This window comes from Streptomyces sp. NPDC020780 (genome assembly GCF_044334475.1).
In the GTDB taxonomy this organism is placed as follows: Bacteria; Actinomycetota; Actinomycetes; order Streptomycetales; family Streptomycetaceae; genus Streptomyces.
Map to the genome: position 1 here is coordinate 89,676 of NZ_JBIRTB010000020.1, position 18,549 is coordinate 108,224.

Annotated in this window: 22 protein-coding genes and 5 pseudogenes; 8 read left to right on the plus strand and 19 right to left on the minus strand. The window is 69.8% G+C overall.

What is annotated here, in order from left to right; all coding sequences use genetic code 11:
• Window positions 1-146 precede the first annotated feature (146 nt).
• The 6 genes and pseudogenes from ACH4VO_RS29375 to ACH4VO_RS29400 all read right to left on the minus strand — a co-directional run bounded on the left by ACH4VO_RS29375 (window position 147) and on the right by ACH4VO_RS29400 (window position 2,976).
• On the minus strand, window positions 147-509 hold the full coding sequence (locus ACH4VO_RS29375; protein WP_360995002.1) for a tyrosine-type recombinase/integrase: 363 nt from the start codon (window positions 507-509) through the stop codon (window positions 147-149).
• Window positions 428-955, minus strand: a complete 528-nt coding sequence (locus ACH4VO_RS29380; RefSeq protein WP_360994927.1) for a hypothetical protein — start codon at window positions 953-955, stop codon at window positions 428-430. Before ACH4VO_RS29380 ends, ACH4VO_RS29375 begins: the two co-directional genes overlap by 82 nt.
• Window positions 956-958: 3 nt before the next feature.
• A complete protein-coding gene (locus ACH4VO_RS29385; protein WP_360994930.1) occupies window positions 959-1,537 on the minus strand; it encodes a response regulator transcription factor in 579 nt (192 codons plus the stop codon).
• A complete protein-coding gene (locus ACH4VO_RS29390) occupies window positions 1,498-1,683 on the minus strand; it encodes a hypothetical protein (RefSeq protein WP_360994933.1) in 186 nt (61 codons plus the stop codon). Before ACH4VO_RS29390 ends, ACH4VO_RS29385 begins: the two co-directional genes overlap by 40 nt.
• Window positions 1,684-1,891: 208 nt before the next feature.
• Window positions 1,892-2,188, minus strand: a pseudogene (locus tag ACH4VO_RS29395) (transposase); the annotation flags it as partial.
• Window positions 2,189-2,310: 122 nt separating this feature from the next.
• A complete protein-coding gene (locus ACH4VO_RS29400) occupies window positions 2,311-2,976 on the minus strand; it encodes a hypothetical protein (protein ID WP_360994936.1) in 666 nt (221 codons plus the stop codon).
• A gap of 53 nt (window positions 2,977-3,029) precedes the next feature.
• Here ACH4VO_RS29400 and ACH4VO_RS29405 point away from each other — a divergent pair.
• The 4 genes and pseudogenes from ACH4VO_RS29405 to ACH4VO_RS29420 all read left to right on the plus strand — a co-directional run.
• Window positions 3,030-3,831 (plus strand): annotated as a pseudogene (locus ACH4VO_RS29405) (IS5 family transposase).
• Between the two features lie 75 nt (window positions 3,832-3,906).
• Window positions 3,907-4,488 carry a TetR/AcrR family transcriptional regulator gene (locus ACH4VO_RS29410; protein WP_360994939.1) on the plus strand — a complete coding sequence of 194 codons (582 nt, stop codon included), beginning with the start codon at window positions 3,907-3,909 and terminating at the stop codon, window positions 4,486-4,488.
• A 56-nt stretch (window positions 4,489-4,544) separates the two neighbouring features.
• The gene (locus ACH4VO_RS29415) at window positions 4,545-5,318 is read left to right on the plus strand and encodes an SDR family NAD(P)-dependent oxidoreductase (protein ID WP_360994942.1); all 774 of its coding nucleotides are present in this window, start codon (window positions 4,545-4,547) and stop codon (window positions 5,316-5,318) included.
• A 116-nt stretch (window positions 5,319-5,434) separates the two neighbouring features.
• A pseudogene (locus ACH4VO_RS29420) lies at window positions 5,435-5,818 on the plus strand (Tn3 family transposase); the annotation flags it as partial.
• Window positions 5,819-5,829: 11 nt separating this feature from the next.
• Here ACH4VO_RS29420 and ACH4VO_RS29425 read toward each other — a convergent pair.
• The 5 genes from ACH4VO_RS29425 to ACH4VO_RS29445 all read right to left on the minus strand — a co-directional run bounded on the left by ACH4VO_RS29425 (window position 5,830) and on the right by ACH4VO_RS29445 (window position 9,430).
• Window positions 5,830-6,597, minus strand: coding sequence for an SDR family oxidoreductase (locus tag ACH4VO_RS29425; RefSeq protein WP_360994945.1), 768 nt, complete (start codon window positions 6,595-6,597; stop codon window positions 5,830-5,832).
• A 141-nt stretch (window positions 6,598-6,738) separates the two neighbouring features.
• Window positions 6,739-7,272 (minus strand): cyclophilin-like fold protein, encoded by a 534-nt coding sequence (locus ACH4VO_RS29430; protein WP_360994948.1) that lies wholly within the window; start codon window positions 7,270-7,272, stop codon window positions 6,739-6,741.
• A 17-nt stretch (window positions 7,273-7,289) separates the two neighbouring features.
• A complete protein-coding gene (locus ACH4VO_RS29435) occupies window positions 7,290-7,955 on the minus strand; it encodes an SDR family NAD(P)-dependent oxidoreductase (protein ID WP_360994951.1) in 666 nt (221 codons plus the stop codon).
• A 16-nt stretch (window positions 7,956-7,971) separates the two neighbouring features.
• Window positions 7,972-8,382, minus strand: coding sequence for a cupin domain-containing protein (locus ACH4VO_RS29440; RefSeq protein WP_360994954.1), 411 nt, complete (start codon window positions 8,380-8,382; stop codon window positions 7,972-7,974).
• Window positions 8,383-8,413: 31 nt separating this feature from the next.
• The gene (locus ACH4VO_RS29445) at window positions 8,414-9,430 is read right to left on the minus strand and encodes a zinc-dependent alcohol dehydrogenase family protein (protein ID WP_360994957.1); all 1,017 of its coding nucleotides are present in this window, start codon (window positions 9,428-9,430) and stop codon (window positions 8,414-8,416) included.
• A 213-nt stretch (window positions 9,431-9,643) separates the two neighbouring features.
• On the opposite strand from ACH4VO_RS29445, the gene ACH4VO_RS29450 reads away from it, so the two are divergent.
• Window positions 9,644-10,525: a helix-turn-helix transcriptional regulator gene (locus ACH4VO_RS29450; RefSeq protein WP_360994960.1), complete on the plus strand. Its 882-nt coding sequence runs from the start codon at window positions 9,644-9,646 to the stop codon at window positions 10,523-10,525.
• A gap of 9 nt (window positions 10,526-10,534) precedes the next feature.
• Window positions 10,535-10,717, plus strand: a pseudogene (locus ACH4VO_RS29455) (ISAzo13 family transposase); the annotation flags it as partial.
• Here ACH4VO_RS29455 and ACH4VO_RS29460 read toward each other — a convergent pair.
• From ACH4VO_RS29460 to ACH4VO_RS29470, 3 genes and pseudogenes are all read right to left on the minus strand, one after another.
• On the minus strand, window positions 10,709-11,053 hold the full coding sequence (locus tag ACH4VO_RS29460) for a hypothetical protein (RefSeq protein WP_360994963.1): 345 nt from the start codon (window positions 11,051-11,053) through the stop codon (window positions 10,709-10,711). The pseudogene ACH4VO_RS29455 and the gene ACH4VO_RS29460 sit on opposite strands and share 9 nt — an antisense overlap.
• Window positions 11,050-11,634, minus strand: a complete 585-nt coding sequence (locus tag ACH4VO_RS29465) for a DUF6232 family protein (RefSeq protein WP_360994966.1) — start codon at window positions 11,632-11,634, stop codon at window positions 11,050-11,052. The genes ACH4VO_RS29460 and ACH4VO_RS29465 overlap by 4 nt, the downstream gene beginning before the upstream one ends.
• 205 nt (window positions 11,635-11,839) lie before the next feature.
• Window positions 11,840-12,063 (minus strand): annotated as a pseudogene (locus tag ACH4VO_RS29470) (transposase family protein); the annotation flags it as partial.
• 572 nt (window positions 12,064-12,635) lie between these two features.
• On the opposite strand from ACH4VO_RS29470, the gene ACH4VO_RS29475 reads away from it, so the two are divergent.
• Window positions 12,636-13,361, plus strand: coding sequence for an SDR family NAD(P)-dependent oxidoreductase (locus ACH4VO_RS29475; protein ID WP_360994969.1), 726 nt, complete (start codon window positions 12,636-12,638; stop codon window positions 13,359-13,361).
• A gap of 205 nt (window positions 13,362-13,566) precedes the next feature.
• On the opposite strand, the gene ACH4VO_RS29480 is transcribed toward ACH4VO_RS29475, so the two are convergent.
• From ACH4VO_RS29480 to ACH4VO_RS29490, 3 genes are read right to left on the minus strand one after another with little or no spacing between them, the layout of a single operon-like run.
• The gene (locus ACH4VO_RS29480) at window positions 13,567-13,743 is read right to left on the minus strand and encodes a hypothetical protein (RefSeq protein ID WP_360994972.1); all 177 of its coding nucleotides are present in this window, start codon (window positions 13,741-13,743) and stop codon (window positions 13,567-13,569) included.
• Window positions 13,740-15,284 (minus strand): carboxylesterase family protein, encoded by a 1,545-nt coding sequence (locus tag ACH4VO_RS29485; protein ID WP_360994975.1) that lies wholly within the window; start codon window positions 15,282-15,284, stop codon window positions 13,740-13,742. Before ACH4VO_RS29485 ends, ACH4VO_RS29480 begins: the two co-directional genes overlap by 4 nt.
• A gap of 20 nt (window positions 15,285-15,304) precedes the next feature.
• Complete coding sequence (locus ACH4VO_RS29490; protein WP_360994978.1) at window positions 15,305-16,219, minus strand: MBL fold metallo-hydrolase; 915 nt, start codon at window positions 16,217-16,219, stop codon at window positions 15,305-15,307.
• Between the two features lie 595 nt (window positions 16,220-16,814).
• Here ACH4VO_RS29490 and ACH4VO_RS29495 point away from each other — a divergent pair.
• Window positions 16,815-17,632, plus strand: a protein-coding gene (locus tag ACH4VO_RS29495; RefSeq protein ID WP_360994981.1) for an IS5 family transposase whose coding sequence is annotated in 2 segments (ribosomal slippage) — window positions 16,815-17,157 and window positions 17,157-17,632 — 819 coding nt in all. Because the reading frame shifts where the segments join, the coding sequence is not laid out codon by codon here.
• A gap of 9 nt (window positions 17,633-17,641) precedes the next feature.
• Here ACH4VO_RS29495 and ACH4VO_RS29500 read toward each other — a convergent pair.
• Complete coding sequence (locus ACH4VO_RS29500) at window positions 17,642-17,815, minus strand: hypothetical protein (RefSeq protein WP_360994984.1); 174 nt, start codon at window positions 17,813-17,815, stop codon at window positions 17,642-17,644.
• 262 nt (window positions 17,816-18,077) lie between these two features.
• Complete coding sequence (locus tag ACH4VO_RS29505; RefSeq protein ID WP_360994987.1) at window positions 18,078-18,305, minus strand: transposase; 228 nt, start codon at window positions 18,303-18,305, stop codon at window positions 18,078-18,080.
• Between the last annotated feature and the right edge of the window lie 244 nt (window positions 18,306-18,549).

Sequence of the window (18,549 nt, forward strand, 5' to 3'; positions counted from 1 at the left end):
GCAGCCGACGCATCGCAGCGCCGCCGGCCCCTCGTGCCCGACCCGCCGCCGGACGCTGCCCTGACGCACCTGTCACAAGCCGTAGCGGCAAGGCGGCGGCGAAGCTCGAAGACCAGCCCGCCCGGCAGGGCCCTGCCGGGCGGAGGTCAACGCCCTCTCGGAGCCGACTGCTCGTCGAGGAGGGGGGTGAAGACACGCATGCCGGCAGCTGCCAGGGCTCCCCGGCGCTGGGAGGCATTCCTGCGCCGAATGTAGGCCAGGGTGGTGCTGGGGTCGGCGTGGTCTGCGTATTCCTGGATGTCCTCCAGTCTCACGCCCTCGTCGTGCATGTGGGTCAGGCGGCTGGCACGCAGCACATGGGGCGTGAGATCTCTGCAGCGCCTGCACGCGGCGTATCGGTGGCCGTCTTCCTGCGCGGAGGGGCATGTCAGCACTTTGGCCTCTCGGCCCAGGCGGGTGAGCAATCGGTCGACATCGTGGCGGTCGAGGCGGCGGCCAGCGGCATCCAGAAGGAGAGGCCCGTCGCTGCGGTCACGCCGCCGTCGGGCCGCTGGACCGCCGCCCAGTGGTACTTCAGCGTCCTGTCCACGCTCCAGGCGCTCCTGATACGGCCGTCCGGGCCGCCGGACATCGCGGTCTTCCAGGAGACGTCCGGCAACGGATCAAGGTCGCCGCTCAACTCCGAGGGCACGGCATCCTCAAGGCTCTCCTCTGTACCGAAACGCAACAGGGCGACCTGCCGCGCCCGGGACTGATTCTCGTTCGCTCGGGTCCCCGACTGCGCCGACTGACCCGGCTGTGCCGACTGTGGCTGGGCGCGGGCGCGCAGGAGCCGTGCGTCAGCCTCGGCGACGAGGTTCGAGCGGGTCCACCACACGGTGCCGCCGCCCAGGACCACCACCGACCCGGTGAACAGCACGGCCACCAGGAGGGCCAGTCGCGCGCGAAGTTGCATCTTCTAGCTCTCCTGACGCACTACATAACCGAACCCGCGCACGGTGTGGATCAGGGCCCGACCGTGCGCGTCCACCTTTCTGCGCAGCTGGCTGATGTGTGCTTCCACCAGGTTGCCGTCACCGCGGCCCGCCTCGGAGTGCCCCCAGACCGCCTCCACGATCTGCGCCTTCGACAGCACCCGGCCACGCGCTTGGAGCAGGTGGCGCAGGATTCGATACTCGGTGGGGGACAGAGTGATCTCCCGGCCGCCTCGGCTCACCCGGTGAGCCCGGTCGTCGAGCACGAGGTCGCTCATCTGCAACGGCCGCTCCACGCTGTCGGTCCGCCCGCTGCGGCGCAGTACGGCGGCGATCCTGAGGGTCAGCTCCTCCAGACTGAAGGGCTTCGTCAGATAGTCGTCGCAGCCCCGGGCGAACCCGGTGCGCAGATCGGCCCGGCTGTCGCGGGCGGTGAGGAAGATGACCGGCAGCTCGCAGCCGGCGCTGCGCAGCCGCCCGCACACCTCGAACCCGTCGAGGTCGGGCAGGGTGACGTCGAGGATCAGCAGATCGCAGTCGGGAGTCGGGCCGGCGACAGGCACTCACGACCGCTGCCGACGGCAACCGTGTCATATCCCTCGTATCGCAGCGACGCCTCCAGCATCTCGGCCATCGGCTCGTCGTCCTCGACGAGAAGGATCCGGGCACGTGGTCGCCGGGCGTTCGTTCCCGAGGTCGTCGCAGTCATGGGCGGGATAGTAGGTCAGCGAGCTGTGGCCTGCGGTGGGCCCGCGGACGACGGCCCGGCACGCTGCCGAGTAGTGCAGCAGGGCATCGGCGCGCACCGCGGGCGGAAGAGCCGTTCACCAGAGCCCACGCACCAAGCTCCTGCGTCCTCGGACACCGACCCTCGCCCCGGTCGGTGCCGGCCCTGAAACGCGCCCCGCCCGCCCCTGTTTCTGGCGGCAGTCGCGGAGGATCTTCCAGTTCTTCATGCGGGAGAAGGTGTGCTCGACGCGGACGCGTCGGTGTTCGGCGTTGTCCTTCTCCTGGCCGCGCAGGAGTGGGCGTCCGGCTCTTCTGCGGTGCGGGACGATCAAGCCGGTGCCCAGGTAGGCGCCGTCTGCGATGACCCTTGTCCCGGCCGCGATGGCGGGCAGGTCCGATTCTCGCCAGGCGTGGGCGTCGGCCTTGTTGCCGGGGACGGGGCGGGCTGAGGCGATGGACCGGGTCAGGCCCGAGACGGTGGGCAGGAAAGGAACTGGTGAGTCGCCGGCTTCCGCTGTGCCTGCCGCCTGGAGTACTCGGCCATGCCGAGCTTGGCGGGGTCGAGTCCCTGGTCCACGTTGTGCCTCCTCGGTGTCGTACTGGGCCTTCAGGCCGGCAGTTGTGCGATCAGTGCGCGCAGGGCGGGCATCTGGGCGCCTTCCGCTTCTCCGCGGGCGAGGGCTTCACGGAGGATCTCGTGGTCCTGGCCGTTGACCGTAGGCGTTGAAGGCGGCCACATCGAGCGGCAGGGCGTCGTTCTCCATCTGCCGGAAGAACCCGAGGACGCCTTCGGCGGTGGTCTGCCGCTGGCGGCCAGGCCCACCGGGCCGTAGAGGGACAGGCGCTGGAATTCCCGCATGGCCTCAATGCCGAGCTGCCATGTCTCCCCGGCCGGGTCGATCTCCGCGACGGGCGGCCACCCCAGCAGTTCCCACGCGGCCAGCGGCGCGAACGCCGCGACGGGCGCCTGGTACGCGTCTATGTCGAGGATGCCGCACTGCGAGACGCCGTTGCGGTCGTACAGGGCAGCGAAGTCGTGCGCCGCCTGCAGCGCGCTGAGGTCCACGTTGAAGCCGGATGGGGTGAGGTGGCGGTAGGCGTAGTCCGCGCTCGCCAGCAGGTCCGGCCGAGTACCGGGGTGCACGGGCAGCCGGGCAGGCACGACCTCGTGAGCGAGGCTGCCTAGACCGCCATCGGTCACCTGGGTCTCGGAGGGCTCGGAGCGTTCCAGGAACCAGGACCGCAGGTCGATCCCTACGCTGCCGAGGATCACGGCTGTCGACGTGCCACGGAAGGCACGGCCGATCTCGTTGACCAGCTTCCGGCCTGCTTCCGCGCACAGTGCCGCTCCCCGAGCTGCCGGAGTTCCACCCGGACCATCCACTCGGCTGCCACCGCCGGCGCATCAGCGACCGGATCGTCTTCGACAAGATGCTGCAACTGCTGCGCTTCGGATGTTCCTACGAGGCGATCGCCGACACGACCTGCTCGGCCACCACGATCCGCAGCCGCCGCGACGAGCGGATACGACGAGGTGTGTTCGCCCGTCTCAAGCAGATCGCGCTGGACCCCTACGACCGGATCGTCGGCCTCGTCCTCGACCAGATCGCCGTGGACGGCTTAATCACCAAGGCGCCCGGAGGCAGGCGAGGTTGCCGGGCGCTCACCGGTCGACCGCGGCAAACACGGCCTGAAACGCTCGGGCATGACAGACGGGTACGGTATCCGCTCGGTCGTGTCCTGGCCGACGCCAATCGCCACGACTCCCCACTGCTCGCCCCGACCCTGGACCGCCCGGACGACCTCGGACCGCTACCGGACGACATCACCGTGCACCTGGACGCCGGTTACGACTCGGACCAGATCCGCGCCCTGCTCAATGAACGCGGCCTGCACGGCCGCACCGCGCGCAAGAGGGGAGAAGGCACCCGTCCAGGCCAGTCAGCGTTGGCACGTCGAACGCACACACGCCTGGCAGAACGCCTTTCACCGGCTCGCCCGCTGCTACGAGCGGCCCGCCACCGTCATCGACACCTTCTTCGACCTCGCCGACACGATCATCACCGTGCGCAGCCTGATCCGGCAGGCATGGACAACTCACCGCTGGGACGAACACCCGAACCGCTGACCGTGACCGCACGCATATAGCCGCGCACTGGGAGCCGTGATGCTCGAGTGCCTATACCGGTGCTACATTGTAGCGGTGCTACAGAATACAGCCGGTGACGCCCGCGAGCGGCTGCTCGCCGCCGCCTTCGAGATCGCCACACGTGACGGTGTCGACGCGGTCTCCACACGTGCGGTCTGCACCGCCGCAGGCGTGCAGGCCCCGTCGCTGTACCACCACTTCGGCGACCGGTCGGGACTGATCCGCGCGGTCGTCGATGTGGCGTTCGAGGAGTACTTCCACCGCAAGGACACCGCTGCACCGGTGTATGACGCGGACCCGCGTGCCCGCGTCGCCGCGGGATGGGACGCGCACATCGCATTCGCGCTCGCCTACCCGGGTCTCTACCCGGCGATGTACCCGACTTGGGGCCCGCTGCCGAGCCCGGTCGAACGAAGCGGCGCGCTGCTGCGCGCCGGTTTCGACGAGCTCGAGCAGGCAGGCGCCCTCCGGCCCGGAATGACCGCGGCGCTGGCGACGAACGCGCTCCGCGCAGCCCTGCGCGGTGTCGCCCACGCCGTCGCCGCGAACCCCGCCAACGACGACAACGACACGACGTCCGCCGTCGTCCGCGACGCGCTCATCGACGCGCTCGTCGGGGACCGGGCACATAACTGACTCCTCGCCGATCCGGCCCCGGACCGAGCGAGAACCCGCACGATGGAGCAACATCCATGACCGATCTGCTCACAGACAAGACCATCCTCATCACCGGCGCCTCGTCCGGCATCGGCGAATCCGCCGCGCACCTGTTCGCCCGCGAAGGCGCGAACGTCGTCATCACAGCCCGCCGCAAGCCTGAACTCGACCGTGTCGCCGAGGACATCGCCGCCGGTGGAGGCAACGTCCTCGCTGTTCAGGCCGACACCACCAACGCCAGCGAACTGCAACGAGCCGTCGCGACCGCGGTCAAGAGGTGGGGGCGCCTCGACGGTGCCCTGAACAACGCCGGCCGCACCCAGGGCGGCGGCCGCCTCGCCGAGGTCACCGACGAGACCTTCGACTCCGTCCTCGAGACCAACTTCAAGGGCGTGTGGCTGGCGATGCGCGCCGAACTGCAGGCGATGACCGCAGAGGGCGCCACTGGTGGCTCGATCGTCAACATCAGCAGCATCGGAGGCACCTTCGGCGCTGCCGGGCAGAGCGTGTACGGGGCGACGAAGGCCGCCGTCATAGCCCTGAGCCGCGCCGCCGCAGCCGAATACGGCCGCGACCACGTCCGCGTCAACGCCATCGCGCCCGGCGCCACGATGACCGAGATGATGGTCTCCTGGCAGCAGCGCGACCCGAGCATCGTCGAGCACCTCAGCTCCCTCGCCGCCCTCGGCCGCCCCGGCCAACCGGACGAGATCGCCGAAGCCGCCGCCTGGCTCCTCAGCGACCGCGCAAGCTACGTCACCGGCATGACCCTCGGCGTCGACGGCGGCACCGCCCCCTGGCCGCACTGAGTCATCCTGAGCCGCACCGCCACCCCCTTCGAACAGCGCGCCACAGCCGGCGACAGCCGCCGAACCGAGGCCACCCGCCGCCAGCGAGACCTGCACCTCCTCGCGAACAGCGCCTGTACCGCCGCCAGATGAACCGGCGACTCACCGTGCAGGAGTCCCGCCACAAGCTGGCCCGGGACGTGTGCCACGGCAAGCGCGGCACCATCCACCAGGCATACCGCGACGGCATGGAGGATTAGCTCGGCGCGCTCGGCGTGGGGCTCAACGCCATCGTGCTCCGGACGACGAAGTACATCGACGCCGCCGTCACCCAGCTCCGCGCCGAGGGCCACGAGGCCCGCGACGAGGACATCGCCCGCCTGTCTCCGCTCAAGCACCGCAACCTGAACCTGCTCGGCCACTACAGCTTCACCGCCGGCGTCCCAGCCTCCGGCGCCCTGCGCCCTCTGCGGGACCCGGATGTGCATGAGCTGGACGAGGACGACGAGGGGGAGGCGTGAGGAGGGTCCGGCTATTGGGCGGTGTAGCCGCCGTCGACGGGCAGCGCGATGCCGGTGACGTAGCTGGCACCGCCGCTGCACAGCCACAGGACGGCCTGGGCGATCTCGTCGGCGGTGCCGAGGCGGTCGATGGCCTGACCGGCTTCGGCCTGGGCGCGGTCGAGTTCTCCGCCGGAGATCATCGCGGCGACCATGGGGGTGGCGATGGTGCCGGGGCAGACGGCGTTGATGCGCACGCCGCGGGCGCCGTATTCGAGGGCGGCGCTCTTGGTCAGGCCGATCACACCGTGCTTGGTGGCGTGGTAGGCGGCGCGGCCTGGGTTGCCGACGAGGCCACCGAGGGAGGAGCAGTTGACGATGGCACCGCTGCCCTGGTCACGCATGTGGCGCAGCTCGTGCTTCATGGCGGCCCAGATGCCGCGCAGGTTGATGTTCTGGACGCGGTCGAACTGCTCGGCGCTCTCGTCGGCGGCGTCGGTGGGAGGGGGCATGATGCCGGCGTTGTTGTAGGCCATGTCGAGCTGTCCGAAGGCTTCGACGGTGCGGTCGACGGTGGCGGCGACCTGCTCCTCGTCGGTGACGTCGCAGACCAGGGCGAGGGCCCGGTGGCCGGCGTCGGTGAGTTCCTTCACAGCGGCGGTGACGGCCCTCTCGTCGATGTCGGCGAGGCCGACGGCGGCGCCGGCCTGGGCGAAGGCGCGGGCGGTGGCCAGGCCCATGCCGGAGGAGGCGCCGGTGACGAAGGCGACCTGGCCGGTGAAGTCGTAGGTGGGGTTCATGTCGTTTTTCTCCCGAGCGAGGTGAGGGGCGGAGGCGGCCGACGCCGCCCGGGGCCGGCGGACGCAGGTGCCTGCTCGGCGCCGTGCGGGGGCGGGTCGGTGTGCTGGTTCTGGGCCGGGACGGTCGCCGGGGGGCGGCCGTCAGGAGGCGGATTCGATGGTGATGCGGGTCGCCCGGCCGAGCTGGTCGGCGCGGATGTCGAGGTGGCCGAGGATGAGCAGGTCGGCGGAGGGGGCGGGCCCGTCCTGGTAGAAGAGGGCGAGGTTGCCCCAGGGCGCGTAGTAGGCGATGTCGCCGACCTCGGCCGCGGCGGGTTCCGGGGCGCCGTCGGTTGTCAGCCTGCGCGGCAGGTCGGCAACGCGCTCGGTGCTGTGGAAGTCGGTGAGGTCCAGGGTGAGCGGCAGCAGCTCGGCGAAGTCGCGGGCGGCCGGGCTGTCGTTCAAGGCGGCGTCGACGGGGCGGCCGTCGAGGGTGACTTGGATGCCCATGGGCGTGCTCCTCTCGGGTGGTGATGACGAGGCGGCCGGCATCGTCCGCCGCTGCTCCGGGGGTGCTGTGGAGGTCGTGGCGGCGGGAGGCTTCTCCTGGGCGCCGCTGGAGCAGGCGGTCACGGCGAGCAGCAGGACGGCGGCCGGAGCGGCGCGGGCCAGCGCGCGGCGGACTCTGGAGTGCATGGGGGTCCCGGGAGTGGTCAGGTGGGCATGGGCTCGGCGTAGTGCCGGAAGCCGTCGCGCCCCGTGTGGATGGCGAAGAGGCGTTCGGCCAGCACGTCAGGGCTGGAGTGCTCGGCGTCCGGGCGGATCGCGCCGGGAACGATCAGCTGGGCGGCGTGGATGTTCTCCGGCGCGAGGGCGTCGTGGAGCATCGCCGCGTAGGCGCTCTCGGCGGCGAACGCGATCGAGGTGCCGGCCACCTTGGGGTTCGGGCGCACGGCGCTGCCGCCGTTGACGAACAGCAACGTGCCCCGGCCCAGCTCCCGCATCCCGGGCAGGACGGCGTTCACGCAGGTGACGGGTCCCTTGACGGAGAAGGCCAGCGGGTCGTCCAGGTCGGCGCGGGTCGTCTCCAGCACCGGCTTCATGAAGTCGCCCCGCGGCACGGGGCTGAACTGGAGGACCTCGACGGGCCCGAACGTGTCGGCAACATCCCGCAGGGCCACGGTGAGGGAGCAGGGGTCGAGAACGTCGGCGGTGAAGCCGCGAGCCTGAATATTGTCCCGGGCCAGCTCGGCGACCAGGCCTTTCTGGTGCTCGGCGCTGCGGGAGACAAGGGCGACCGAGTGGCCGGCGGTGCCGAAGCGTCGGGCGGCGGCCAGCCCCAGGCCGGGGCCGGCGCCGACGAGGGCGAAGGTGGTCACGGTGTTCCTCCTCGGTTCAGGCGGTGGCCGGGGCCGCGGCGTACTCGGCGTCGGAGACAGGCGTGCCCCAGTGCACGACATCGTGGGTGTCGTCGCCTTCATTGATGGCGAGGTGGACCATCAGCCGGTTCGGGGCGGCGCCGTGCCAGTGCTCCTCGTCCGCCTCGAACAAGACGCGGTCGCCGGGCCGGATGACTTCCACCGGTCCGCCGCGGCGCTGGCACAGGCCGACGCCCTCGGTCACGAACACGGTCTGGCCGAGCGGGTGGCGGTGCCAGTGCGTACGGCCGCCGGGCATGAAGTGCACCAGGGACGCGGTGACGCGGGAGGGGGCCGGGGCGGCGGCGACCGGGTCGATGTAGACGTCGCCGGTGAACCAGTCGGCGGGGCCCTTGACGGTGTCGAGCGAGCTGCGGGTGATCCGCACGATGTGCTCCTTGCGGGTGAGGGCTGACGGGTCAGGGCTTGAGGAGGGTCTTGATGGCGCGGCGCTCGTCCATCGCCTGGTAGCCCTCGGCGACCTGGTCCAGAGGCAGGGTGAGGTCGAAGACCTGGCCCGGGTCGATCCTGCGGGTCAGGACGCGGTCGATCAGGTCGGGCAGGTAGCGGCGTACGGGGGCGGGGCCGCCGCGCAGGCCGACGTGGGAGAAGAACAGCTCCTGGCCGTCGACGGCGACGTCATGCGGGACGCCGACGAAGCCGACGGTGCCGCCGGGCCGGGCCGAGTGCAGGGCCTGGCGCATCGACTCGCCGGTGCCGACGCACTCCAGCACGGAGTCGGCGCCGATCCCGCCGGTGAGCTCCTTGATCCGCTCCACACCCTCCTCGCCGCGCTCGGCGACGATGTCGGTGGCGCCGAACGCGCGCGCGAGCTTCTGCCGGGATGCGTGGCGGGATATGGCGATGATCCGCTCCGCGCCCAGTTCCTTCGCCGCGATCACGGCGCACAGGCCGACCGCGCCGTCGCCGACCACCACGGCCGTCGACCCGGGCTTCACCTCGGCGGCGTCCGCCGCCCACCAGCCGGTTCCCATGACGTCGGAGACGGCGAGCAACCCCGGCCACAGGCTCTCGTCCGGCACGTCCTCGGTGGCGACGAGGGTGCCCTGGGCGTTGGGGATGCGCACGTGTTCGGCCTGGCAGGTCGACATGAACTCGCGGTGCAGGCAGTTCGACTGGAAGCCGTTGGTGCAGTTCGCGCAGGTGTTGTCAGAGGTCGCGAAGGAGCCGACGACGAACTGGCCCGGGCGCAGCGAGGTGACGGCCGAGCCGACCTCCTCCACGAAGCCCACGTACTCGTGGCCCATCGGGTGCGGGTCGCCGATCGGCTCCGCGCCGCGGTAGGGCCACAGGTCCGAGCCGCACACACAGGTCACAGCCGTGCGGATGACCGCGTCGGTCGGATGAATGATCTTCGGATCGTCCACGGTCTCGAACCGGACGTCGCCGGGAGCGTGGATCACTGCGCCGCGCATGAGAGGGGTCCTTTACGTGCCGGGCGTGCGTCCCCCGGAAGACCCGGGGACCGCCGCCGTGTACGGAGACGGGTGCACGCCAGCCGTGACGGGGCGGGCGGAAAGCACCACGTCATCCAGGGAACCCCGTCCTCGCGCCCGGAGCGAGACACCACCAAGGGGTGTACCGGCAGTACATCCCTACGGCCGCGTGCGGGACGTACCGTCGAAGGCGTGGACAACCAGGAAGAGGTCCGCGAGTTCCTCACCTCGCGGCGCGCGAAGATCAGCCCCGAGCAGGCGGGCCTGCCCGCCGGCTCCCGCCGGCGGGTGCCCGGCCTGCGCCGCAGCGAGGTCGCCGCGCTCGCCGATGTGAGCGTGGAGTACTACGCCAAGCTGGAGCGCGGCAACCTCGCCGGCGCCTCCCCGGCGGTCCTCGAAGCTGTCGCCCGCGCCCTGAAGCTCGACGACGCCGAACGCGCCCACCTGCTCAACCTGGCCCGGGCCGCAGACGGCTCCGACGCCCTCACCCGGCCCCGCCGCCGCACCAGCCGGTCATGGACGCCGCACCGGAGCCTGCAGTGGACCCTGGACGCGATCACCGCCGGGCCGGCGTTCGTCCGCAACGGCCGCATGGACGTCCTCGCCGCCAACCCGCTCTTCGAAGCGTTCTACAGCGACCTGTACGCCAACTGCGGCAACCAGCAGAACCTGGCCCGCTTCACCTTCCTCGACCCCGCCGCCCGCCGCTTCTACCCCGACTGGGACGTCTTCGCCGACATCACCGTCGCCATCGTCCGCACCGAAGCCGGCCGCAACCCGTACGACAAGGACCTGCACGACCTCGTCGGTGAGCTGTCCACCCGCAGCGACGAGTTCCGCACCCGGTGGGGCGCCCACAATGTCCGCCTCCACAGCACCGGCACCAAGCACTTCCACCACCAGACCGTCGGCGACCTCACCCTCGCCTTCGAGGGCCTGGACATGACCGCCGAACCCGGCCTCACCCTCACCATCTACACCGCCGAACCCAGCTCAGCTTCCGCAGAGGGACTGCGGCTGCTCGCCTCCTGGGCCGCCACGCCCCAGACCCACACGGCCTCCCCCGACGAATGAAGGTTCCGACGCGACCTGGTCGCCCAGCCCTTCGGCGTCAACGGCAGCACCATCACCAGGGCCGTTCACCAAGTCCGGCCCCTCCTCGCTGACCACGGCTCCACAGTTCGATCCTCGACGGCCAGGGTCCGCACACTCGCCGACGTCCCCACGTTCCTCGCCACCAGCAGCTCGGACACGGTCTTAACGGCCCAGGAGTTCGAGCGCGGCCTTGACGGAACCGAGCAGGGGTTCACCGACCGCGCCGACGGTGGCGGCGATGGCCGCGAGCGCCATCAGTGACCGGCGCCGGGCCGGGGGCTCGGCGGAGGCGTCGTCCGCGAGGGCGGGCAGCGCGTGGTCGATGGAGGCGCGGTCCGTGTCGTCGGGTACGTCGCTGCGCAGTGCCAGCGCGAGCTGGACGACCTCCCTCAGCTGCTCCTCCAGGGTGCGCTGCGGGGCGGCGTGGTTGTGGTGGACGATGCCCTGATGGCCCTGACCGCCGACGATGCTGACCCTGTCGCCGAACTGGAAGTCCCCGCCGCTCATTTGAGTACCCCCGTGTGGCCCGAGCCGCCGTAGATGTTCACCGAGTCGCCGAAGTGGTAGTTGCCGTAGTTGGTGATCGACAGGGTCTCCACCCTGACCCTCAGCTCTGCGTTCGGCTTGTCGATCGTCTCGGCGATCTTGACCACGAGCTCGTCGAGATGACGGGGGTCTCCCGCCACCAGGGCCGTGGACCGGCCGTTCGTCTCGATGGCAAGCGTGTAATGACTCGACGCGAAGACCACGGACGCCATCTCGACGAAGAAGTAGATGAGCACAAGCACGGCGAGCACCACGAGGAACTGGATCACGCTGTCGTCGCCCGAGGAGGAGTCGAAGTCGCTCGACCCGCCCGAAATATCCGAGAAGAGCAGCAGGAGGAAGATCAGGACCACAGTGCCCCCGCCGCGCTTCAGGAACTGCACGAACGCCTCTCCGCGACGCGGGGTCAGCACGAACGTGTAGACGCGGGTGATGTTCTCCAGAGGGTAGGCAGCCCTGTTCACCCAGAGCAGCCGATCGCTGATGACCAGGTCACCGCGCGGCGGGAGGCTTGGGTTGGGCGCGCCTGCGGCCGCGTACACGCGGGGCGGTGCCGGTGGTTCGGATGGTCTCGGTGGCGGCGTTGCGGGCGTCCCCATGCATCCCCCTGAGATGGGCCGCTGTGACGTGGCACTCATTACGCACCAAAACCATCGGCGGCACAAGGCGAGTTCGAGACGTGGAGGAAGCCGAATCCGCCATGGCGAGCCGGCCCCTCGGCACCCGGCCATCGACCGCCGCGCGGTTGGCCGGCGGCCTACGGACCTGAATCTCGGTGGCGTCCAGCGCAGGTCGATGCCTTCGGCCTGGGCATAGGCGACCACGTCCGGCAGCGTCCGCAGACGCAGGCCGGGGCGGTCGGGGGACCGCGCACCCCCGCTCGGCCAGGAGGGGGCGCATCTCCCCGATCGCGCGGTGACGGTGGAGCGGTCGACGCCGAACAACAGGCCCAGGACCGAGTGCGGCAGATCTCGAAGGTTCGGGATTACGGGGTGTGCGGGTATTCCGGCAGGCCCCGAACTGATCGATTACCCACGTCAGGACCTGCTCGCCGCTGAAGTAGTCGCGTTCCTTGCCGGGGATGACCAGCCGTCGTCCACATTCAGGAGCAGGGGAAGGTACTCACCCTGCGGCAGCAACGCGCCGAACGCATCGATCACCACTCAGGATGACAGAGGTTCACCCAGCCACGGGTGAGCACAAGCCGCCAGGTCAGCGACCGGCTCTCCGCGCCTGCGCCGCTTACCCTCGGATGACGACGTCCGACTGACACTCCCCGCAGGACCGTCACGCGCCGCGAAACCGGCGACGGTCGTCCGACGCACGGGCGCCGGCGGGAAGGGCCCGCCCATCCGGCTCCGCCACGCGTGCGAAGTCGGCGAAGGCGTTCGCGCCGCTCACGGTTGCCGAGAAGGTGCCGCTCATCGTTGTCGCGAATCTTCCGTCCAGGCTGTCGCGCCGGTCCGAGCAGCCGTGAACACACCCTTCCTTCTATAGTTTCCGCAGCATCGGAATTGCGGAACAAGGTGAGTGAGGTGGCGAATTGAGCACGATTGCGATCGTCGGCGCAGGTCCCCAGCTGGGACGCGCGATCGGTCGGCGGTTCGCCGCCGAGGGGTTCGACGTGGCGCTGATCGCCCGCAACCGTACGACGCTCCGGGCGGTGGCCGATGATCTGTCCGATACCGGCGTCCGGGTCGGGGTGTTCCCCGCCGACGTCACTGATCGTCCTGCTCTGCACGCGGCGCTGACCGCCGCCGAGGAGCGGCTGGGGCCGATCGGCGTTCTCGAGTACTCACCCGCGCCCTCCCCGGCAGACCTGCGCCGCGCGCCGCTCGTCGAGGCCACGAAGGTCACCGTCGACTCGGTTCTGGCCCAGCTGGATCTCTACCTGCTCGGCGGTGTCGCGGCCGTGCAGCACGTCCTGCCCGGCATGCTGGAGCGCGGCACGGGGACGGTCCTGGTCAGCAGTGGCGCGGGGTCGGGCCCGATGATCGCCCCGCACGTGGCGAACGTCCAGATCGCCACCGGTGGAATGCGCAACTGGATCCTCAACCTGCATGCGGCACTTTCCGGTACCGGCGTCTACGCCGCGCACGTGGCGATCGCTGCCTTCATCGGCCAGGGGGGCCATGACTCCCAGCCTCAGACGATGGCCGACGCCTACTGGCGGCTGCACACCGAACGCACCGAGGCCGAGCTGGTCGTCCAGGACCTGCCGGACGACTACCTGGAACGGGGCCTGGCGGACAAGTTCGTCGAGTCCTGAGCCGCTGACGGCTTCGCGGGTCGTTGCCAGGCACGTAAGTTCGAGGGCACGGCGCCGTGGGCGCCGGTCTGCCGCTCGGCCAAGTCGCGGTTCACCGCCCCCGGCCCGGGAGATCGCCAGGACCGCCGTCCGCAGCGCCGCCCGAGCTGCGGCGGCCCGGGTTCCGCCCTCGTCGGGGGCGACCAGGGAGAGCGCGTCCAGCGCGTCACCACGACGGTCCAGGATCGTGGCGGCGACGGTTGACATGGTGGTGGGCCCGGAACGCCGGGGGGCTGGGCACCGTCATCGCGCAGACGCCCTCCGTGCGGACGGCGGCCACGAGCCGGCGCAGGAGCGGGGCTGCCGGAGTGGGTGCGTTCTCGGTGGTGATGTGGCTATTCACGGGTGTCTCCTTGACGAAGGGTGCACAGAGCGATCTGTGCGAGGGGGGCAGGCCCAGGCCTGTCGTTCCTGGCTGCGGGGGTCGTCGACCTGGGTCCACTCGGCGTCGATGTGCATCGTGGTCCGGCGTGTGGTGTCGTACTGGTCCCAGCCGGGGTTGCCGTACCTGGCGAAGCGGACCCAGGCCTCGTGCGTGCGGGTGGCGAGGTCCGCGGGGGGCTTGTCGGGGCCGAGCAGGACGCCCTCACCCGCCAACTGCGGGAGTTCGGCGATGTCGAAGACGAAGGGGAGTTCCATCGTGTGGGTGGCGCCGAGGTCTCCGCCCAGGGCCTGGGAACGCCAGGCGAACTCGTAGCTGAACGTGGCGGACTGGGGGTGGGCGGCATGTGCGCCGACCAGGGCCCAGCTGCCCGCGCCGAACAGCGCGTCACCCATGATGGCCGACCGCAGCTCGCCGAAGGACGCTTCGGGGCGGGTGGTGCGGTACGTCTTGACGAGCTGCGCGGGCTTCGGGTGCGAGCGCGCCGCCGTATCGTCGACATCGTCGGCGGTCGCAGTTGCGTAGGTGTCCACCGGGACCAGGTAGAGGTTTCCCTCCTCGGTGTTGGTCCCGACGAGCAGGTCGACATCGGCGCTCAGACCGGCGCCGACGGATACGGCGGGCTGTGTGTCGAGCACCAGGCTGAAGGGGCTGAGGCCGATCAGCGGATCGAGGTGCGTCCCGGTCCGCAGGTCGATGCCCGCGAGCCGGGAGGCGGCCTCCACCAGGCGCTCGTCGGAGATGTCCGCGAAGGCCTCGGTGTGCGGCTCGATGCCCAGTTCCTCGGCCACGGCCTCGGTGACACGGGCGGCCTGCTCGGAGGTGAACGCCCCCAGACCGCTGCCGCTCTGCACGATCGCCCGGCGGAACAGGCCCGCGCCCTCAGGGGTGGCGAGGATGCCGCCGACGACCGTCGCCCCGGCCGACTGGCCGAACAGGGTGACGTTGTCCGGGTCACCGCCGAAGGCGGCGATGTTCTCCCGCACCCAGCGCAGCGCCGCGACGACATCGAGCAGGCCTCGGTTGGCGGGCGCCCCGGGGATGTCGAGGAACCCGGCGATGCCCAGCCGGTAGTTGAGTGTGACCAGGACGACGCCGTCGCGGGCGAAGGCGGAACCGTCGTACAGAGCGGACCGCGTTGACCCGGCGACGAATCCGCCGCCGTGGACGAACACCATCACGGACAGGGCGTTGTCCGCGGCGGTGGGCTGGAAGACGTTGACGGTGAGGTAGTCCTCACCACGGCTCCAGCCGGCGCCGAAGTAGGGGGCCATGTCGATGCTCCCGAGCTTCCGCTCGGACTGCGGGGCATTGGGGCCAGGCACGGTGGCATCCCGTACGCCGTCCCAGGGCTCGTGCGGCTGCGGCGGGGCGAACCGGCCGGGGCCCACCGGAGGAGCGGCGTAGGGGATGTTCAGGAAGGTGGCGGTGCCGTCGTCCTGACGGAGACCGCGGACGGCTCCCTGTGCGACGGTAACGACGAGCTCGGGTTCGTGGCTCACAGCTATGCCTTTCCGGGGCGTCAGCCCTGCTCGGAGTACGGGGCGAAGGGCGCCCAGCCCTTGATGTCGAATGCGTTGCCGTTACGCGCGATTTCGGCGGCTCCGTGGCCTCCCAGGTGCGCGGGGATCAGGAGCGCGTTGTTGTCGGCCGCCCAGCCCAGCACCTTGCGGCGGGTGGCGCGGGCGCCCGCTGGGTCCTCGCAGAAGCAGCTGTTGGCGTCCGGTTCGACGATCTGCACCGGGTTGTGCAGCAGGTCACCGACGAACACCGCGCGGTCCGTGCCTGAGTTGAGGGTCAGCACGGAGGAGCCGGGGGTGTGGCCGGGAGCCGCGTCCAGGCGCAGGTCGGCGTCGATCTGGTGGCTGTACTCCCACAGCAGCGTCTGGCCGGCTTGGTGGGCCGGGGCCACGCTGTCTTCGAAGACGTTCTGGTTGCCGCGGCCGGGCAGTGACTGGTGGCCGTTTGCCGGGTTCCAGAAGTCGAAGTCGTCCTTCGGCATCAGATAGGTGGCGTTGGGAAAGGTCGGAACCCAACTCCGCCCGTCCAGGTACGTGTTCCAACCGACGTGATCGATGTGCAGATGCGTGTTGATCACGATGTCCACGTCCTCGGGCTGGACACCTGCCTGGGCGAGGTTGGCCAGGAAGTCCGTCTCCAGGTGGCTCCAGACCGGCGCGTACGGGCGCTCCTTGTGATTGCCCACACCGGTGTCGACCAGGATGGTCTTACCACCGCTGCGCAGCAGCCAGGTCTGGATCGCGGAATTCACGGTGTTGGTCTCGGAGTCCAGGAAATGCGGGGCCAGCCAGTGGACGCCGTCCTTCCAGACTTCCTTCGAGCTTTCCGGGAAGAAGGCGTGGGGCTCCATTTCGACAGACCCGTAGTATTCCCGAACGCGGGTGATGGAGACGTTGCCGAGCGTGATCTGTTCCATGTGATTCCCTTGAAGTTCGTACGGTTTACCCAACCGTACGAGCGGCTCCGGCGGGCGCGGTATCCGTCACGTGACTGCATCCGTGGTACGGCTCTGAACAGGAGCTCTTCCTCCCGTAGACCAGGTGAAAGACCAGGCATCTCCCTTTTCGAGTTCCGTTCTACCGTCCGCCCTGATGCCTTGTGAACGAGCACGCGGCTATCTCGCCGCGTTCTCGAGACGGCAGCCGGATCCGTATGCCGGCTTGCTGGCCGTGTCGTGTGCGGTGGCCGTCCGTGCCTTTCACGTCGGCGGCTTCGACCCCTGCACAACAGCGAAACGCAAGGGTTCGCTGTCACCTCGTGATGCGTTCTTTCGGGGGTCAGACGGCTTGGGCGCCTTTGCATGCTCGTAAGGGCTGTCCCGCAATTCCCGGCGGGCGCGCGACGACAGCTACGGCACCTCGCAGCGTTGTCGGAACGTCCACATACATCCAGTATGCGGACGTCCCTCCGCCTTGCGATGCACCGCATCTGACGCCGCACGCTGATCCACCGGGAATTGCGGGACAGCCCTTAGACCGTGTCCTATGTGGGGCTGGCTCGTTGGACTCGTCATGGGGCGGGGTACGTGGAGTTGGATTGTTCCGGACGGGCTGTGGGAGATCGCGGAGCCGCTGATCCCGCCGTCGAAGGTGCGGCCGCAGGGCGGCGGGACGCAGGACACGCCTGATGAGACGCTGTTCGCCGCGATCATCTACGTCCTGGTCAGCGGATGCGCCTGGCGAGCCTTACCGCCGTGTTTCGGGATATCGAAGTCGACGGCCCACCGCAGGTTCCTGATCTGGTCCAGAGCCGGCGTCTGGGGCCGGCTCCACGAGGAGATCCTGCACCGCCTGGACGACGCCGGCCTCCTCGACCTGTCCCGTGCCGTCCTCGACTCCGCCCATGTCAGGGCCAAAAAGGGGGCGAACTCACAGGTCCGAGCCCCGTGGACCGGGGCAAGCCGGGCTCCAAGATGCACGTCCTGTCGGACGCGAACGGACTGCCCCTCCTTGTCGGCCTCACCGCGGCCAACACCCACGACAGCCTCGCGCTGAAGCCCATGATCATGGGTCACCAAACGAGACACGACCCGCACCGCGGCCGGTACTTCAAGCCCCAGCGTCTCCACGCGGACAAGGCATATGACGTCCCTCACCTGCGGAAATGGCTATGGGGCAAGCACATCGGCGTCCGCATCGCCCGCAAGGGAATCGAGTCCAGCGAACGGTTAGGCCGCCGACGTTGGGTCATCGAGCGAACGATGTCGTGGCTGACCGGCTACCGCAGGCTCAACCACCGATACGAACGCCATCCCCGCAACTACCTGGCCTTCCTTGGCCTCGCCGCCGCCCTCTGCTGCTACAAACGACTCGCTCGGCTAACCACATAGGACACGGTCTTAGTCACATACCAGCCTGCGGTGCAGCATCAAGATCCCGTTCGCCTGCTCCACCACCCATCTCTTGGGCTGCGGGACGAACCCGGTGTCGCCGGGATTGCGCTTCACGACTTCGACCTCGATGCCCAGTTTCGCCCCGTGGTCGGCGACGGTGCTCTGGAACCCCTGGTCCACAGGGCCTCCTTCACGGTGACCGGCTCGGTGCCGGCGACCACGCGGCGAAGCTGGGCGATGCCGGCGGCGTTGTCGTACACGGAGGCGGCCAGTACCACCACCGCGATCAACAGGCCCAGCACGTGGACGGCCAGTCCGCGCTTGCGGCCGGGCACCTTCTTGTTCGCGTCCCGTCCGGTGGTTTCGGCCGGGACTCCGGCGGCGTGCAGGCTCTGGGGATGGTCTGGTCGGTGCCGTCGTCACGCCACTTGGAGAAGTAGTACTACACGGCGCCAGCGGGAGGCAGGTCGTGGGGGAGGTAGTCCCACTGGCATCCGGTGCGGGACTGGTACAGCAGGGCGTTGACGATCTCCCGCATGCCGCAGTTGCCCTGGTGGCCGCTGACGGAGCGGTGTCGGGCCTTCCAGGCGCTGATTACGGGCTCGATCAGGGCCCGGCGCTCGTCGGATGCGTCGCGCTTGCAGGACTGGCGGTCGCTCCCGGGAGACACTCCAGCACGGCCGAGTTCGATGGTCAGCGTGGATGCTGCGGTCCCACACGTTCCATCGATGACGGATGCGACATCAGGTCGCATACCGCCCTCTGAGCGCTCTGAGCGGGTTCGATACCACCGCCGGCGCTGCCGCCGTAGCCCCAGGCTAGCCTCGCGCTTTCACGAGGTGGGCTGTCCAGTGGTTGATCAGAAACGCAGAAAGTGCCTCTGACCAGCAAGAATGAGGATTGTCGAGGTCCTT

Excerpts from the sequence above, each read along its gene's own strand:
- ACH4VO_RS29380 (WP_360994927.1), bottom strand. The coding sequence starts at position 955 with ATGCAACTTCGCGCGCGACTGGCCCTCCTGGTGGCCGTGCTGTTCACC.
- ACH4VO_RS29390 (WP_360994933.1), bottom strand. The coding sequence starts at position 1,683 with ATGACTGCGACGACCTCGGGAACGAACGCCCGGCGACCACGTGCCCGG.
- ACH4VO_RS29415 (WP_360994942.1), top strand. The coding sequence starts at position 4,545 with ATGACCGATCTGCTCACAGACAAGACCATCCTCATCACCGGCGCCTCG.
- ACH4VO_RS29425 (WP_360994945.1), bottom strand. The coding sequence starts at position 6,597 with ATGAACCCCACCTACGACTTCACCGGCCAGGTCGCCTTCGTCACCGGC.
- ACH4VO_RS29430 (WP_360994948.1), bottom strand. The coding sequence starts at position 7,272 with ATGCACTCCAGAGTCCGCCGCGCGCTGGCCCGCGCCGCTCCGGCCGCC.
- ACH4VO_RS29445 (WP_360994957.1), bottom strand. The coding sequence starts at position 9,430 with ATGCGCGGCGCAGTGATCCACGCTCCCGGCGACGTCCGGTTCGAGACC.
- ACH4VO_RS29460 (WP_360994963.1), bottom strand. The coding sequence starts at position 11,053 with ATGAGCGGCGGGGACTTCCAGTTCGGCGACAGGGTCAGCATCGTCGGC.
- ACH4VO_RS29490 (WP_360994978.1), bottom strand. The coding sequence starts at position 16,219 with ATGGAACAGATCACGCTCGGCAACGTCTCCATCACCCGCGTTCGGGAA.